The organism is Carbonicoccus niuqiaonis (genome assembly GCF_050157065.1).
Taxonomy (GTDB): domain Bacteria; phylum Actinomycetota; class Actinomycetes; order Propionibacteriales; family Propionibacteriaceae; genus Avipropionibacterium.
The window spans coordinates 2,005,266-2,021,135 of sequence record NZ_CP189573.1; the positions used below are offsets into that span (position 1 = coordinate 2,005,266).

General features: G+C 70.9%; 14 protein-coding genes. 10 read left to right on the forward strand and 4 right to left on the reverse strand.

Annotation, left to right across the window (positions count from 1 at the left end; genetic code table 11):
* Nucleotides 1-12: 12 nt before the first annotated feature.
* The 4 genes from aspS to ACQBAU_RS09140 form a co-directional block, all read right to left on the reverse strand.
* Nucleotides 13-1,779 (reverse strand): aspartate--tRNA ligase, encoded by a 1,767-nt coding sequence (aspS, locus tag ACQBAU_RS09125; RefSeq protein ID WP_465256607.1) that lies wholly within the window; start codon nt 1,777-1,779, stop codon nt 13-15.
* 279 nt (nt 1,780-2,058) lie between these two features.
* A complete protein-coding gene (locus ACQBAU_RS09130; RefSeq protein ID WP_465256608.1) occupies nt 2,059-2,997 on the reverse strand; it encodes a hypothetical protein in 939 nt (312 codons plus the stop codon).
* Entirely contained in the window at nt 2,984-3,505 is a 522-nt protein-coding gene (locus ACQBAU_RS09135; protein WP_465256609.1) for an RNA polymerase sigma factor, read from the reverse strand. Before ACQBAU_RS09135 ends, ACQBAU_RS09130 begins: the two co-directional genes overlap by 14 nt.
* A 124-nt stretch (nt 3,506-3,629) precedes the next feature.
* Nucleotides 3,630-5,135: a purine-cytosine permease family protein gene (locus tag ACQBAU_RS09140; protein ID WP_465256610.1), complete on the reverse strand. Its 1,506-nt coding sequence runs from the start codon at nt 5,133-5,135 to the stop codon at nt 3,630-3,632.
* A 65-nt stretch (nt 5,136-5,200) separates the two neighbouring features.
* Here ACQBAU_RS09140 and ACQBAU_RS09145 point away from each other — a divergent pair, with 65 nt between their 5' ends.
* From ACQBAU_RS09145 to aroB, 10 genes are all read left to right on the forward strand, one after another.
* Nucleotides 5,201-6,598 carry a replication-associated recombination protein A gene (locus ACQBAU_RS09145; protein WP_465256611.1) on the forward strand — a complete coding sequence of 466 codons (1,398 nt, stop codon included), beginning with the start codon at nt 5,201-5,203 and terminating at the stop codon, nt 6,596-6,598.
* 92 nt (nt 6,599-6,690) lie between these two features.
* The gene (locus tag ACQBAU_RS09150; protein WP_434550529.1) at nt 6,691-7,095 is read left to right on the forward strand and encodes a DUF948 domain-containing protein; all 405 of its coding nucleotides are present in this window, start codon (nt 6,691-6,693) and stop codon (nt 7,093-7,095) included.
* On the forward strand, nt 7,095-7,379 hold the full coding sequence (locus ACQBAU_RS09155) for a DUF6167 family protein (RefSeq protein WP_434550528.1): 285 nt from the start codon (nt 7,095-7,097) through the stop codon (nt 7,377-7,379). The genes ACQBAU_RS09150 and ACQBAU_RS09155 overlap by 1 nt, the downstream gene beginning before the upstream one ends.
* A gap of 31 nt (nt 7,380-7,410) precedes the next feature.
* A complete protein-coding gene (alaS, locus tag ACQBAU_RS09160; protein WP_465256612.1) occupies nt 7,411-10,119 on the forward strand; it encodes an alanine--tRNA ligase in 2,709 nt (902 codons plus the stop codon).
* A gap of 8 nt (nt 10,120-10,127) precedes the next feature.
* The gene (ruvX, locus tag ACQBAU_RS09165) at nt 10,128-10,646 is read left to right on the forward strand and encodes a Holliday junction resolvase RuvX (RefSeq protein WP_434550526.1); all 519 of its coding nucleotides are present in this window, start codon (nt 10,128-10,130) and stop codon (nt 10,644-10,646) included.
* A gap of 21 nt (nt 10,647-10,667) precedes the next feature.
* On the forward strand, nt 10,668-11,783 hold the full coding sequence (gene mltG, locus ACQBAU_RS09170; RefSeq protein ID WP_465256613.1) for an endolytic transglycosylase MltG: 1,116 nt from the start codon (nt 10,668-10,670) through the stop codon (nt 11,781-11,783).
* 1 nt (nt 11,784) lies between these two features.
* On the forward strand, nt 11,785-12,621 hold the full coding sequence (locus ACQBAU_RS09175) for a shikimate dehydrogenase (RefSeq protein WP_465256614.1): 837 nt from the start codon (nt 11,785-11,787) through the stop codon (nt 12,619-12,621).
* A gap of 13 nt (nt 12,622-12,634) precedes the next feature.
* Nucleotides 12,635-13,870 carry a chorismate synthase gene (gene aroC, locus ACQBAU_RS09180; protein WP_465256615.1) on the forward strand — a complete coding sequence of 412 codons (1,236 nt, stop codon included), beginning with the start codon at nt 12,635-12,637 and terminating at the stop codon, nt 13,868-13,870.
* Nucleotides 13,870-14,625 (forward strand): shikimate kinase, encoded by a 756-nt coding sequence (locus ACQBAU_RS09185; RefSeq protein WP_434550522.1) that lies wholly within the window; start codon nt 13,870-13,872, stop codon nt 14,623-14,625. Before aroC ends, ACQBAU_RS09185 begins: the two co-directional genes overlap by 1 nt.
* A 1-nt stretch (nt 14,626) precedes the next feature.
* The gene (gene aroB, locus ACQBAU_RS09190; protein ID WP_465256616.1) at nt 14,627-15,730 is read left to right on the forward strand and encodes a 3-dehydroquinate synthase; all 1,104 of its coding nucleotides are present in this window, start codon (nt 14,627-14,629) and stop codon (nt 15,728-15,730) included.
* Nucleotides 15,731-15,870 lie beyond the last annotated feature (140 nt).

A 15,870-nucleotide genomic window follows, 5' to 3' on the forward strand; every position in this document is an offset into this window, starting at 1 on the left:
CCCGGCGTGGTGTCAGGTTGCCGGCCTGGCGTCGACGCCCGCCTCCTTGCGCTGCTGCGGGGTGATCGGCGCCGGCGCCTGGGTGAGCGGGTCGTAGCCGCCACCCGACTTCGGGAAGGCGATCACCTCACGGATGGAGTCCACCCCGGCCAGCAGGGCCACGATCCGGTCCCAGCCGAAGGCGATGCCACCGTGCGGCGGGGCGCCGTAGGCGAAGGCGTCGAGCAGGAAGCCGAACTTCTCCTGGGCCTCCTCGGCCGACAGCCCCATCAGCGCGAACACCCGCTCCTGCACGTCACGGCGATGGATACGGATGGACCCACCCCCGATCTCGTTGCCGTTGCAGACCATGTCGTACGCGTACGCCAACGCCTCCCCGGGCGACTCGTCGAAGTGCTCGACGTCCTGGGGTGAGGTGAAGGCGTGGTGCACCGCGGTCCACTGGCCGCCACCGACGGCGACGTCGCCGGCGGCCACCGCGTCGGCGGCCGACTCGAACAGGGGGGCGTCGACCACCCAGCAGAACGCCCACGCGTCCGGGTCGATCAACCCACCGCGGGCGGCGATCTCCCCGCGGGCCGCACCGAGCAGCGCGCGCGATGACTTGACCGCACCGGCGGCGAAGAAGATGCAGTCCCCGGGTCGGGCGCCGGTGTGGGCGGCCAGTCCGGCCCGCTCGGTCTCGCTCAGGTTCTTGGCGACCGGTCCACCGAGCTCGCCGGTCTCGTCGAGGGTGACGTAGGCCAGCCCCTTGGCCCCGCGCTGTCGCGCCCACTCCTGCCAGGCGTCGAAGGTGCGCCGGGGCTGCGAGCCGCCACCGGGCATCACGACCGCGCCGACGTACGGCGCCTGGAACACCCGGAAGCTGGTCTCGGCGAAGTAGTCGGTGCACTCCACCAGCTCCAGCCCGAACCGCAGATCGGGCTTGTCGGAGCCGTAGCGACGCATCGCCTCGGCGTAGGTGATCCGCGGGAACGGGGTCGGCAGCTCGACGCCGATCAACCGCCACAGCTCGACCGCGATCGCCTCGCCGAGCTCGATCACGTCGTCCTGGTCGACGAAGCTCATCTCGATGTCGAGCTGGGTGAACTCGGGCTGCCGGTCGGCCCGGAAGTCCTCGTCGCGGTAACAGCGCGCGATCTGGAAGTAGCGCTCCATCCCGGCGACCATCAACAGCTGCTTGAACAGCTGCGGGCTCTGCGGCAGGGCGTACCAGCTCCCCGGTGCCAGTCGGGCGGGGACCAGGAAGTCGCGGGCCCCTTCGGGGGTCGACCGGGTCAACGTCGGCGTCTCGACCTCGACGAAGTCCCTTGCCGACAACAGTTCCCGGGCGGCACGGTTGACCCGGCTGCGGAGTCGCAGGGCCTCGGCGGGCGCCGGGCGACGCAGGTCGAGGTACCGGTGCCTGAGCCGCGCCTCCTCGCCGACGCTGACCCGCTCGTCGATCTGGAACGGCAGCGGGGCGGACGGGTTGAGGACCTCGAGCTCGCTGATCGCGACCTCGATCTCACCGGTCGGCAGGTCGGGGTTGGCGTTGCCCTCGGGGCGGGCCTCGACGACACCGACGACCTTGACGCAGTACTCGTTGCGCAGGTCGTGTGCGCCGGAGGCGGCGAGCACCTCGTCGCGCACCACCACCTGGGCCACGCCGGAGGCGTCCCGTAGGTCGATGAAGGCGACGCCGCCGTGGTCACGGCGCCGGGCGACCCACCCGGTGAGGGTGACGGTCTGACCGGTGTGCTCGGCGCGGAGGGCGCCGGCCGAATGGGTACGGAGCATGTCGGGTGTCCTTTCTGGTAGGACTCCCGGTGGTACGGGTGCACCTCCGGGAGGGCAGCCCGGGAGGTGTGGGCGGGGGCCAGATCGCGGTGCCACCACACCTTTGTCGCCAACACCCGCCCGTCGAACGGGATGCGACCTCTCGTCGGTACGCCGGACGCGCGGTCCGTGGGTGCGGCCGAAGGCCACCGACGGGTCGTCACGCCGTCACCACGAACATCGGCGATGCTACCGGGTTCCGGACCGGAACTCATCCGGGTTCAAAGAGGACGAGTTGCCTCAGAGCAGGCCCTCGGCGACGGCAGGTGCTTGGGCGGCGACCGGACACTGCATCTCGGAGTCGTCGGCCTTCCAGCCGCAGTTGTTGTCCATCGCCTCGCCGATCGGGGTGATCAACCAGGCGACCCGGTTGCCGCGCTGGATCAGTGCGACGTTCTCGAAGTTGCCGGTCTGACGCTCCACCTGGTCCGGGGTGACCCAGGCGACGGAGTAGAACCGCGCGTCGGCATCCTCGGGGACCTCGCCGTCGCGGCCGGCGGTGATCTGCTCCGGCCCGAAGGAGTTGGTCCGCTGCATGCCTTCCTCGGCCAAGCGCTCGTCGCAGGTGGCGTACCACTCGGCGATCTGGTCACGGGCGCTGATCGCGGCGGCCTCGGAGTCGAAGCCCATCACCACCACCTGTTCGGTGGTGCTGCTCGCATTGCCGAACGAGCGCAGCATGAGCGTGCGGATGTCGAGCTGCTCCGGCTCCACCGGGCCACAGATGCTGGGGGCCCATTGGGGGCCCCATTCCTCCTGGTCGCCGAGCGCAGACATGTCCCCGGGTGAGCTGACGTAGATGACGTCGGTGCCCGGGACGTTGTCCCAGGTCGGCTGGGCCACGCCGGGCTGTTCCGACGTCGGGGCCGAGGTCGGAGTCGTGCCCGGGGTGTTGGGTGGGGTGGGGGAGCCACCGACCGGTGGCGGCTGCGGGACGGCCTCGGAGCCCGTCGGGTTCACCGGCGGCAGCCAGGGCGCCGTGCCGAGCCGGCCGGTGGCGCCGAAGCCGACGATCACCCCGGTCAGCACGACGCCGACCATCACGGCGGCGATGACGACCAGCACGCGGAGCCGACGCCGACCGTCGGCCACCCGCCGGATCTCGGCAGCGGGTACGGGGGTGACGCGACGGACGTCCTGTGCCAGTGCGGCCAGGCCGAAGGGATCATCGTGAGCCATCGGACACCTCCGTGGGGAGTGAGAGCTGGGTGTGGTCGTCGCCGAGCAGCTTGGCCATCGTCGTCCGCCCACGGGACAACCGGGCCTTGACGGTGCCTTCGGGCACCCCGGTCTCGGCGGCGATGTCGGCGACCGACAGGTCGACGAAGTAGAACAGCACGAGTGTGCGTCGGGTCTCGACCGACAGCTGGTCCAGCGCCCGCCAGACCGCGACGCGATCGGGGCCGGGCTCACCGTGCGCGGCGGGGACCTGCAGTGCCCGGTCAGGGTCCCGGTCGGCCTTCGAGTGCTTGCGCCAGCGGCTGATGCACAGCCGGTGGGCGACGGTACGGACCCACGCCTCGGGGTGCCCGGCGCGGTCGAGCTGGCGTCGCTTGTCCCACGCCCGGACGAAGGCCTCCTGGGCGCAGTCCTGGGCTTCGGTCAGGTTCCCGCAGATGAGGTAGACCTGCGACACGACACGATGGAAGGTCGCGCCGTAGAACGCGTCGAACGCGGCTTCGTCCATGGTCTGCCCCCTTCCTGTCCCGGTGGCCCGGGTGTGTGCGTCGTCGAGTGGACTACGCCGTCAGGGTGGCGGTGGTTGCGTGCCGGGCCAAACGAATCTTCACACCCGGGTCGTACGAACCGGGTCAGTCGACCAGTCCGGGCCGGATCAACTCGGCCTTCGGCAGCTCCGGGGCGGGGGTGGCCTCCTGGCGGCGGACGGTGCCGCGGCACAGCAACAGGTAGGCCACGAAGCTCAGCACCAGTGAGACCAGGATCCCGATGTTGGCGTACTGCCAGGGACCCTCCCGGCCGCCCAACCCGAGGTCGAGCAGGTAGCCCTGCCAACTCAGCCAGCTCGCGTTCTGGTTGGTGACCAGGCCGAAGCCGATGATGCTCGAGACGACCATGATCAGCAGCGGCACGGGGCGGACCCGGCCGTACCCGCCCGCGACCCCGGGATCGAACAGCTTGACCTCGTCGTAGCGCCGTCGGCGCAGCACGAGGTCGGCCAGGAAGACGCCCGACCACGCGGCCAGCGGCACGCCCAGGGTGATCAGGAATCCCATGAACGGGGTCAGGAAGTCCGGCGCGAGCCAGACCACGCCGATCGTGCCCAGCACCATGATCACCCCGTCGATCGCGCACCCCGACCAGCGCTTGATCGGGACTCCCAGCGCCACCAGGGTGAGTCCGGAGGAGTAGATGTCGATGATCACCCCGGAGACCATCCCGGCCACCGCGACCAGGCCGAACGGGATCAGGAACCAGTTGGGCAGCAGGTTCAGCAGCGGCCCGATCGGGTTGTCGGCGACCGCGGGGATGAGCTCGGAGTTCGACGCGCACAAGAAGGTGCCGTACACCACCAGGATGATCACCGGCAGCGAGCCGCCGAAGGTGGTCCAACCGGCGATGCCGGCACGCGACGCCGTACGGGGCAGGTAGCGGGAGTAGTCGGCGGCACAGTTGGTCCAGCCGACGCCGAACCCGGCCAGGATCATCACCGCCGCCCCGATCACCGCCGACGGCGGACCCGCCGGCCTGGCGCCTGCCGTGGCCAGGTCGATGTGGTGCAGGGTGAGCAGGATGTAGCCCGCGGTCATCACCAAGGTGGCGATCGAGAACCACTTCTGCACCTTCATGATGGCCTCGAAACCGAGGATCCCCAGCGTCACCACGGTCCCCGTCACCACCACCAGCGCCACGACCTGGGCGGTCTGCTCGGTGCCGGGGGCAAGGTGCTCGGCGACCGAGCCGGCGGCGAACACCGCCATCGAGGCGCCGAAGATCTCCCACCCGATCAGCAGCAGGTACGACACGATGCCGGGCACGATGTTGCCGTGGGTGCCGAACGCGGCTCGCGACAGCACCAGCGTCGGTGCCGACCCCTTCTGCCCCGCGAGCGCGGCCCAGCCGACCAGGGCGAACGAGGCGACCACCCCGACGACGGTGATCACCAACGCCTGGGTGAGGCTGAGCCCGAAGTCGAGGATGTAGGCACCCCACGACACGAACAGCACGCCCATGTTGGCCGAGCACCACGGCCAGAACAACGAGCGCGGGCGCCCCTTGCGCTGGTCCTCGTCGATCACGTCGACGCCATGGGTCTCGATGCGGAGGGCACGACTCTCGGTCGTGGCGGTGGTGCTCATGATGGTGGTGTCTCCCGGGTGGCTGCAGCACCCGATCATCGCACGCCCGTGTAGGTTCGCCATCGATGACCGAGGACCTGTTCGGCGAGGTGACACCGATCGGCGGAACGACACCGGGCCGGCCGACGACGACCCCCGCGACCGCCGGCGGCAGCCTGCACGACTCCGGCCACGCCGGGGCGCCGCTGGCGGTACGGCTGCGACCACGCAACATCGACGAGATCGTAGGCCAGCAGCACCTGCTCGGCGCCGGCTCACCACTGCGACGGCTGGCCGAGGGCACCGGGGCGATGTCGGTGTTCCTGTGGGGGCCACCGGGGGTCGGCAAGACCACCATCGCCGCCGTCGTCAGCCGGGCCACCCGACGCCGGTTCGTCGAGATCTCGGCGGTCACCGCCGGGGTGCGCGACGTCCGCGCGGTGCTCGACCAGGCCCGCAAGGACCTGGTCGACGACCAGCACACGGTGTTGTTCGTCGACGAGGTGCACCGGTTCTCCAAGTCGCAACAGGACGTCCTGCTGCCGGCGGTGGAGAACCGGATCGTCACACTGATCGCCGCCACCACCGAGAACCCGTCGTTCTCGGTCATCTCACCGCTGCTGTCGCGGTCCCTGCTGCTGACCCTGCGGCCGTTGACCGACGCCGACCTGGGCGAGCTGATCGACCGGGCGCTGACCGACGAACGGGGCCTGCGGACGCCTGGCGGCGAGTCGTACGAGCTGCCCGACGACGCCCGGACCGACCTGCTGAAGCTGGGTGGCGGTGACGCCCGCCGGGTGCTGACCTACCTGGAGGAGGCGGCCGCCGGGGCCGATGCCCGCGACACCACCGCGATCACCTCCGAGGTGATCAGTCAGGCCGTCGACCGTGCAGCGGTGCGCTACGACAAGGACGGCGACCAGCACTACGACGTGATCTCGGCGTTCATCAAGTCGGTCCGCGGGTCTGACGTGAACGCCGCCCTGCACTACCTGGCGAGGATGATCGAGGCCGGCGAGGATCCGCGGTTCATCGCGCGGCGCCTGATCATCCTGGCCAGTGAGGACATCGGTCTCGCCGATCCGGCGGCCCTGCCGTTGGCCGTCGCCGCCGCCGACGCCGTCGCGTTCATCGGGATGCCGGAGGGCCGGATCCCACTGGCCGAGGCGACCGTCCACCTCGCCCTGGCACCCAAGTCGAACGCCGCGTACAAGGGGATCGACGCCGCCCTGGCCGACGTCCGGGCGGGCCGGATCGGGCAGGTGCCGCCCCACCTGCGGGATGCGCACTACGCGGGGGCGGAGAAGTTGGGCCACGGCAAGGGCTACCGGTACGCCCACGACGCGCCGCACGGGATCGCTGCTCAGCAGTACCTGCCCGACGAACTGGTCGGGGCCGACTACTACCGGCCGACCGACCACGGCGCCGAGGCACGGCTGGCCGAGCGGCTGCAACGGATCCGGGAACTGTTGGGGCCCGACTGACCTGACGCCGGTCGGTGCGGCAGGATAGGCTCGCGTGTCGTCGGGGCACGCAGGAAACCGCACAGCCGAACATCGAGGAAGCAGGAGTGCAGATGACCGTGGGACTGGGCGACATCGCCGGTGCGATCGCCGCATTGGCCTTCCTGATCCTCGTGGGCGCGTGCATCGTCCCGCTCTACAAGCTGGGGCGGGTGCTCGAGGAGACCCGGCTGGCCGTCCGTGACATCGGCAACGAGTCGGTGCCGATCCTGACCGAGCTCAAGGGGACCGTCACCGCGACCAACGTGGAGATCGAGAAGCTGTCGCTGGTCACCGAGGACGCCGCGAAGGTGAGCGCCAACGCCGCGGTCGTGACCGAGAACGCCGCCCAGCTGGCGACGCTGTTCTCCGCGACCCTCGGCGGGCCGCTGGTGAAGACCGCCGCGCTGTCGTACGGGGTCCGGCAGGCGCTGCGCGGTCGGGGCCGGACCAAGAAGTCCCGTCGGAGGGGTGCCTGATGTTGGGTCGCATCCTCGTCTTCACCATCGGTGTCGGGGTCGGCATCGTGGTGGTGCTCAAGGCCCGCGACTACGTCCAGCACAAGCTGCCTGCCGCGGTGACCGACAAGGTCAACGAGACCACCACCGGGATCGTCGACCGGATCGCCGACTTCGCCTCGGACGCACGAGCTGCCATGGCCGAGCGCGAGACCGAACTTCGTGATGCGCTCGGCCTGGTCGAAGACCTCGATGCTGACCAACCGGCCACCCCGAGCGAGAAGGCTCCCCGACACGCCGTCTGAGCCTCCCGCGCCACACCTGAGGACACCACACATGAACACCGCCGACATCCGGCGACGATTCCTGGAGTACTTCCAGCGTCGCAACCACCTCGTGCTCCCGTCGGCACCGCTGGTCTACAACGATCCGAACCTGCTGTTCGTCAACGCCGGCATGGTGCCGATGAAGCCGTACTTCCTCGGCAGCGAGCCGCCCCCGGCGCCGTCGGCCACCAGCGTGCAGAAGTGCGTCCGCACCCTCGACATCGAGGAGGTGGGCAAGACCACCCGGCACGGCACGTTCTTCCAGATGTGCGGAAACTTCTCGTTCGGCGAGTACTTCAAGGCCGGGGCCATCCAGTCCGCCTGGGAGTTGATCACCGGCACCACCGACTCCGGCGGCCTGGGCTTCGACCCCGAGTCGGTGTGGGTGACCGTGCTGGCACCCGGGCTGCACCCGAACCTGCCCGACGGCGACAAGGAGGCGGCCGGGCTGTGGCACGAGATCGCCGGGCTGCCGGCCGAGCGCATCCAGTTCCGCGCACTGGCCGACAACTACTGGTCGATGGGGATCCCGGGCCCGGGTGGCCCCAACTCCGAGATCTACATCGACCGCGGGCCGCAGTACGGGCCCGACGGCGGTCCGGTGGTGGACGAGGACCGCTTTCTCGAGATCTGGAACCTCGTCTTCATGTCCGACGAGCTGTCGCAGGTGCGCTCCAAGAGTGACTTCGACATCGCCGGCCCACTGCCCAAGCCGCAGATCGACACCGGCGCCGGGCTGGAGCGGATCGCGTACCTGTTGCAGGGCAAGGACAACATGTACGAGATCGACGAGGTCTACCCGGTGATCGCGAAGGCGGCCGAGCTGTCGGGCCGCCGCTACGGGGCCGACCACGACGACGACGTCCGGATGCGCGTGGTCGCCGACCACGTCCGCTCGGCGCTGATGCTGATCGGCGACGGCGTGGTGCCCGGGAACGAGGCGCGTGGCTACGTCGTGCGGCGGCTGCTGCGTCGGGTCGTCCGGTCCATGCGGTTGCTCGGCGTCGGGGACCCGTCGTTCGCCGAGTTGTTCCCCGCCTCGCGTGACGTGATGGCCGGCTCGTACCCCGAGGTGGCCACCGACTTCGACCGGATCAGCCAGATCGCGTACGCCGAGGAGGAGGCGTTCACCCGCACGCTGAGCGCCGGCACCCAGATCTTCGACACCGCGGTGGCGTCGGTGCGCGGCTCCGGCGGCAGCACGCTGCCGGGGGACCAGGCGTTCCAGTTGCACGACACGTACGGCTTCCCGATCGAGTTGACCCTCGAGATGGCGAACGAGCAGGGCCTGGGCGTCGACGAGGCGGGCTTCACCGCGTTGATGGACCAGCAGCGGGAGCGGGCCAAGGCCGACGCACGGGCCAAGAAGGGTGGCTCCGGTGCCAGCGACGGCTACCGGCAACTGCGGGCTGCGGGCGAGACCCGGTTCACCGGCTACAGCGCCCTCGACGGGGTGTCCCGGGTCCGCGGGATCATCGCCGACGGCGCCGTGGTCGACCGGGCCGAGCAGGGCGCGACGGTCGAGCTGGTGCTCGAAGAGAGCCCGTTCTACGCCGAGTCCGGTGGCCAGGACGCCGACACCGGCGTGATCAGCGGTGACGGTGTGGAGCTGACCGTGACCGACGTCCAGCGGCCGGTCAAGGGGTTGGTCGTGCACACCGTCGAGGTCACCTCCGGTGAGTTGTTGACCGGGGCGGAGCTGCAGGCGACCGTCGACGGTGCGGCCCGGCTGGCCGCCTGCCAGGCGCACTCGGCGACCCACCTGGTGCACGCCGCACTGCGGCAGGTGCTCGGCCCGACCGCGGTACAGGCCGGCTCGTACAACCGACCGGGCTACATGCGCTTCGACTACTCGTGGAACGCCGGCGTCGACCGGGAGGTCCGCGACCAGCTGGAGTCGATCACCAACGCGGCGGTCCGCGACGACCTCGCGGTGTCGGCCCGGGAGATGGACATCGACCAGGCCAAGAAGCTCGGGGCGCTCGCCCTGTTCGGCGAGAACTACGGCGACCGGGTGCGGGTGATCGACATCGCCGGCGGCGACTACCCCGAGACCTGGTCGCGGGAGCTGTGCGGTGGTACGCACGTGCAGCGCTCCTCGCAGATCGGCGTGGTGTCGTTCATCGGTGAGGGTTCGGTCGGCTCCGGTGCGCGCCGGGTCGAGGCGTACGTCGGGTACGACGCGTTCCAGCAGCTGGCGACCGAACGGGCCCTGGTCGCCGGGCTGTCGGAGATGTTGAAGGTGCAGCCCGACCAGCTGACCGACCGGGTGACCCGGATGGTGGCGCAGCTGAAGGATGCGGAGAAGGAGATCGCCCGGTTGCGCGGCGAACAGCTCCGCAACTCCACCGCCGACCTGGTCGCGAGCGCCAAGGACATGTGGGGGGTCGCCTTCCTCGGGCAGCAGTTGCCCGACGTGGCCGCGGGCGACCTGCGCCAACTCGCGATGGACCTGCGCTCGAAGATCGACCGGCCGGCCGTGGTCGCCCTGGTCGGCGGGACCGCCGAGAAGCCGGCCGTCGTGGTCGCCACCAACGAGGGCGCCCGGGACCGCAGGCTGGCCGCCGGTGAGCTGATCCGCCCGGCCTGTGAGGCGTTGGGCGGCCGGGGCGGCGGCAAGGCCGACATCGCCCAGGGTGGCGGGACGAACGGCGCTGCCAGTGACGAGGCGCTGCGGGCGGTCGAGTACGCCGTCGGCCACGTCCTGCAGAACGGCTGAGGCACCCGGTGGGTACCGGGTCGCAGGGCGGCGAGGGCGAGCCGCGGTTCGGGGTCCGGCTGGCGCTCGACCTGGGGCAGGCGCGGATCGGGGTGGCGGCCTGCGACCCGCGCGCCACCCTCGCCTACCCGGTGGAGACCGTGCCGGCGGGGGCGGGCACGTTGGCCGCCGACGACCCGGCGCTGGCCAGGCTGCTGGCCCTGGTGGCCGAGTACGAGCCGATCGAGGTGGTCGTCGGGTTGCCCCGCTCGCTGCGCGGGGACGACGGGCCGGCGGCGCTGCGGATCCGGGAGCAGGCCGGACGGTTGGCGGCCGCGCTGGCACCGGCGGCGGTCACCGTACGGCTGGTGGACGAACGGTTCACCACCACGACCGCCACCCAACAGCTGCGGGCCGCCGGGCGTGCCGGCCGCAAGCAGCGGCAGGTGGTCGACCAGGTCGCGGCGGTCGGCATCCTGGAGCACGCCCTGGCCAGCGAGCGATCCGGGGGACAGCCGCCGGGCGAGCTAGTATCGACCCCGACCTGACCGTCGACCCGCGGGAGCACAGTGAGCGGAATCATCGACCCGAACCACAAGCCACGGCCGTGGCGGGAGTTCGGCGCCCGGACCAAGAGCGCGTTGGCGGTGTTGCTGTCGCTGGCGATCCTGGTGGGTGGCGGCTGGTTCGTCTGGGACAAGACGTCCGGTCTGATCGGTGAGTTGCAGTTGGCGCCCGACTTCGAGGGGCCGGGCAAGGTCGAGGTCGTCGTCACGGTGCCGCGCGGTGCCGGCGTGACCGAGATCGGTGACCTGCTGGTGGAGGAGAACGTGGTGCGGTCCACCGCCGCCTTCCTGAACGCGGTGAAGGACCACCCCGAGGCGGTCAACATCCAGGCCGGGACGTACCGGATGAAGACCGAGCTGCCCGCCAGCGAGGCGTTGGAGATCCTGCTCGACCCGGAGGCGATGCTGCGCAACTTCGTGTTGATCCCGGAGGGGTTGCGGGTCTCCCAGCAGTTCCAGCTGATCAGTGAACGCACCGAGATCCCGGTGGCCGACCTGGAGGCCGCGGCGAAGGACAAGGCGGCGCTCGGGCTGCCGGACTACGCGCCGAACGTGGAGGGGTTCCTGTTCCCCAACACCTACGAGATCCCGGAGGAGACCACCGCGGCCGACCTGCTCAAGCAGATGGTCGGCCAGTACAACGACGTGGCGGCCGCGACGTCGCTGGAGGCCCGCGCCGACTCGCTCGGCGTGAGCCCGTTGGAGTTGTTGACCATCGCCTCGATCGTGGAGCGCGAGGTCAACCGGGCCGAGGACCGGCCGAAGGTGGCGCGGGTCATCTTCAACCGGTTGTCGAGGGACATGCCGCTGCAGATGGACTCGACGGTCCACTACGCGGTGAATGACTACGAGAACACGACCACGACCGACGAGCAGCGGGCGAACAAGTCGCCGTACAACACCTACGTGCACAAGGGCCTGCCGCCGGGGCCGATCTCCGCGCCGGGCCGCAGCTCGATCGAGGCCGCCACCTCGCCGGAGGCCGGTGACTGGCTGTTCTTCGTGACGGTCAACCTCGACACCGGGGAGACCCGGTTCGCCGACACCCTCGAGGAGCACAACGCCAACGTGGCGTTGTTCCAGCAGTGGTGCCAGGCCAACCCCGGGAAGGGTTGTTGAGTTGACCGGCCGGTCCCCGTACGGGGATGATCGGACCTGTGCGGTGCTCGGCTCGCCGATCGAGCACTCACTGTCGCCGGCCCTGCACCGGGCCGCGTACCGGGTGCTCGGGCTGGACTGGACGTACGAACGCCACGAGGTGACCGACAGCGGGCTGGCGGGGTTCGTCGACGCGCTCGGCCCGCAGTGGCGTGGCCTCAGCCTGACCATGCCGTGCAAGGTCGCGGCGATGACGGTGGGGGAGCCCGATCCGGTGGCGACCGCGGTCGGGGTGGCCAACACCTTGGTGTTCGACGGTGACCGCAGGCTCGCGTACAACACCGACGTCGGCGGGCTGGTCGACGCTGTCCGGGCGGTCGGGGTGTCGACGATCGAGCGCGCCGTGCTGCTCGGCAGCGGCGCCACCGCCCGCAGTGCGATCGTCTCGCTCGGCCGGTTGGGCTGTCGATCGGTGCACGTGATCGTCCGGACCCCGGCGCGCGCCGCCGAGCTGACGGACCTGGCGACCGCGCAGGGGATGACCCTCACCGTGGCCGGCTGGACGACCGACGTCCCCGACGCCGACCTGGTGCTGTCGACCGTCACCGCCGGGGCCGCCGACGGCCTGGCCACTGCCGCTGCCGAGTCAGCACCGGTCGTCTTCGACGTGGTGTACGACCCGTGGCCGACCGGGCTGGCGGCGGCCGCCGAGGCCGCGGGTGCGGCCGTGGTCAGCGGACTGGACCTGTTGGCCCATCAGGCGGTCGGCCAGTTGCGGCTGATGACCGGGCTCGAGGTCGACGCCGAGGTGTTGCTGTCCGCCGGACGGGCTGAACTCGATCGTCGCGCGGCACGATGAAAGACTGACCCGCATGGTGCGTTGGCTGACCGCAGGGGAGTCCCACGGGCAATCGCTGGTCGCGGTTGTGGAAGGGATCCCGTCACACGTGGCGGTGACGACCGACGACGTCAGTGAGGCGTTGGCGCGCCGCCGGCTCGGGTACGGCCGCGGGGCGCGGATGAAGTTCGAGGCCGACAAGGTCACCCTGCTCGGCGGGATCCGGCACGGCGAGACCCAGGGCGGGCCGATCGCGATCGAGATCGGCAACACCGAATGGCCCAAGTGGGAGACCGTGATGTCGGCCGACCCGGTGGACGCCGAGGTGCTCGCCGCCCAGGCCCGGAACGCCCCGCTGACCCGACCGCGGCCGGGTCACGCCGACCTGGTCGGGATGCAGAAGTACGACTTCGACGAGGCCCGGCCGGTGCTGGAGCGGGCCTCGGCGCGGGAGACCGCGGCGCGCGTCGCACTGGGCCGGGTGGCGACCAACTTCCTGCACCAGGCGTACGGCATCACGCTGGTCAGTCACGTGGTCGAGCTGGGACCCGTCCGGGCTCCGGCCGGGCTGCTGCCGACCTTTGCCGACCGGGATGCGATCGACGCCGACCCGCTGCGTTGCTTCGACCCGGAGACTGCCGCGCGGATGGTCACCGAGGTGGACGACTGCCACAAGGCCGGCGACACCCTCGGCGGTGTCGTCGAAGTGGTGGTGTGGGGGTTGCCGCCGGGGTTGGGGTCGCACGTCCACGGTGACCGTCGGCTCGACGCCCGGTTGGCCGGCGCGCTGATGGGGATCCAGGCGATCAAGGGGGTCGAGGTCGGTGACGGCTTCGAGCTGGCCCGAAGCCGTGGCAGCAAGGCCCACGACGAGATCCTGATCGGCGAGGACGGCATCGCCCGGGCCTCGCACCGCGCCGGTGGCACCGAGGGCGGGATGTCGACCGGTGAGGTGCTGCGGGTCCGCGCGGCGATGAAGCCGATCGCGACCGTGCCGCGCGCGCTGCGTACCGTGGACGTGTCGACCGGGGAGCCGGCCGCGGCGCACCACCAGCGTTCCGACGTGTGCGCGGTGCCTGCGGCCGGAGTGGTCGCCGAGGCGATGGTGGCACTGGTGCTGGCCGACGCGGCGGTGGAGAAGTTCGGTGGCGACTCGGTCGGTGAGACCCGCCGCAACCACGACGCCTACCTGGCCGACGTCAAGCAGCGCGGCCTGGCCGTCCGTGCCTCCCAGGAGCATGCGGCCGGACGCGCCGAAGGAGATGGCTGATGACCGGCGACGTCTACGATCCGTTCGCCCACGGTGAGGACCGGGCGCCCAACCTGTTGAGCCACGCCGATGCGCACATGTTGAGTGCCGACGCGGCACACATGTTGCCGGTCGAGCGGGCCGAGATGGTCGACCCGGACGCTGCGGAGGTGGTACGCCCCGAGGATGCGGTGGTCGTCGATCCGGCCAGCGCGCGGAACGTGGTGACCGAACAGGCGCAACGTGATGACGCGGGCGTCGACCTGCGGTCGGCGGAGACGCTGGCGGTGATCGGCGCCCCGGGCTCGGGCAAGTCGACCGTCGGTGCGCTGGTGGCCGAGCTGTTGGGTGCCCGGTTCTGTGACGTCGACAAGGTCATCGAGGAGCAGGCCGGGAAGCCGATCAGCGAGATCTTCGCCGACGACGGTGAGCCGGCGTTCCGGCGGTTGGAGGAGGAGGCCACCGTGGCCGCCCTTGAGCACGACCAGGTCGTGGCACTGGGTGGTGGGGCGGTGATGTCGCCGAAGATCCGGGCAGCGCTGGCCGGGGTGCCGGTGGTGTGGCTCGAGGTGCGCGGTGCGACCGCGGTCAGTCGGGCCGGGCTCAACCAGGCCCGCCCGCTGCTGATGGGCAACGTGCGTGGGACCTTGATCAAGTTGCTGAACGAGCGGACCCCGCTGTACCAGCAGTTGGCGACGGTGACGGTGCCGAACGACGGGGACGATCCGGCCGAGGCCGCCCGCCGGGTCGTGGCGGCGTTGGCCGAGCAGGCCTGAGATGGCAGCCGTGCCCGCGCCGACCCTGGTCCGGGTCGAGACGCCGACCGCCCCGTACGACGTCGCGATCGGCCACGGGGTGGTCGACCGGATCGGACAGCTGGTCGCCGGGGCGAACCGGGTCGCGGTCGTGCACCCCGGATTGCTCCATGATCAACTGTCGGTGATCACCTCGCAGCTGTCGGCCGACGTGGAGGTGCTGCTGCTCGACGTGCCGGACGGGGAGTCGGCCAAGCAGGCCGACGTGCTCGTCTCCTGCTGGGAACGGCTCGGCGAGGCCGGTTTCACCCGCAACGACATGATCATCGGGTACGGCGGGGGAGCCACCACCGACCTGGCCGGGTTCGTCGCGGCCTCGTGGTTGCGCGGTGTCGGGTTGGTCACCGTGCCGACGACCGTGCTCGGCATGGTCGACGCGGCGGTCGGCGGCAAGACCGGCATCAACACGCGCGCAGGGAAGAACCTGGTGGGCGCCTTCCACGAACCGCGCGGGGTGTTGTGTGACCTGTCGGTGTTGGCGTCGTTGCCGCGGGTCGAGGTGGTGGCCGGGCTGGCCGAGGTGATCAAGTGCGGCTTCATCGCCGACCCCGAGGTGTTGACGTTGGTCGAGTCCGACCCGGCCGCCGCCACCCGGTGGGACTCGCCGGCGCTGGCCGAGCTGATCACCCGGGGGATCCGGGTGAAGGCGCAGGTGGTGGCCGGCGACCTGACCGAGGCGACCTCGGTCGGCGCCGACGTGGGCCGCGAGTTGTTGAACTACGGCCACACCTTCGGCCACGCGGTGGAGGCCCACGAGCACTTCGGGATCCGGCACGGCGAGGTGGTCGCGATCGGGATGGTGTATGTCGCCGAGCTCGCCCACCGGTTGGGGATGATCGACGCCGGACTGCTGGCCCGGCACCGGTCGGTGCTGGAGTCGGTGGGACTGCCGACCAACTACCGCGGTGGGCAGTGGGACGCACTGCGGGCGATCATGGCCAAGGACAAGAAGTCACGCGGCTCCACCCTGCGGTTCGCCGCACTGACCGGGCTGGCGCAGGCGGAGATGCTGGTCGGCCCGCCCGAGGACGTGCTGCGGGCCGCGTACGAGGCCATCTCGTCCTGAGCGCCCCCACTGCTCAACCTCGCCCCCACTGCTCAACCTCGCCCCCACTGCAGCAGGGGGCAGGGTAGTGGAGAGGGGGCGAGGTCAGCGTGAGGCGGCGGGCTGTCACCGGGAGGTTGGGCCAAGCCGGCGCCCCTCGA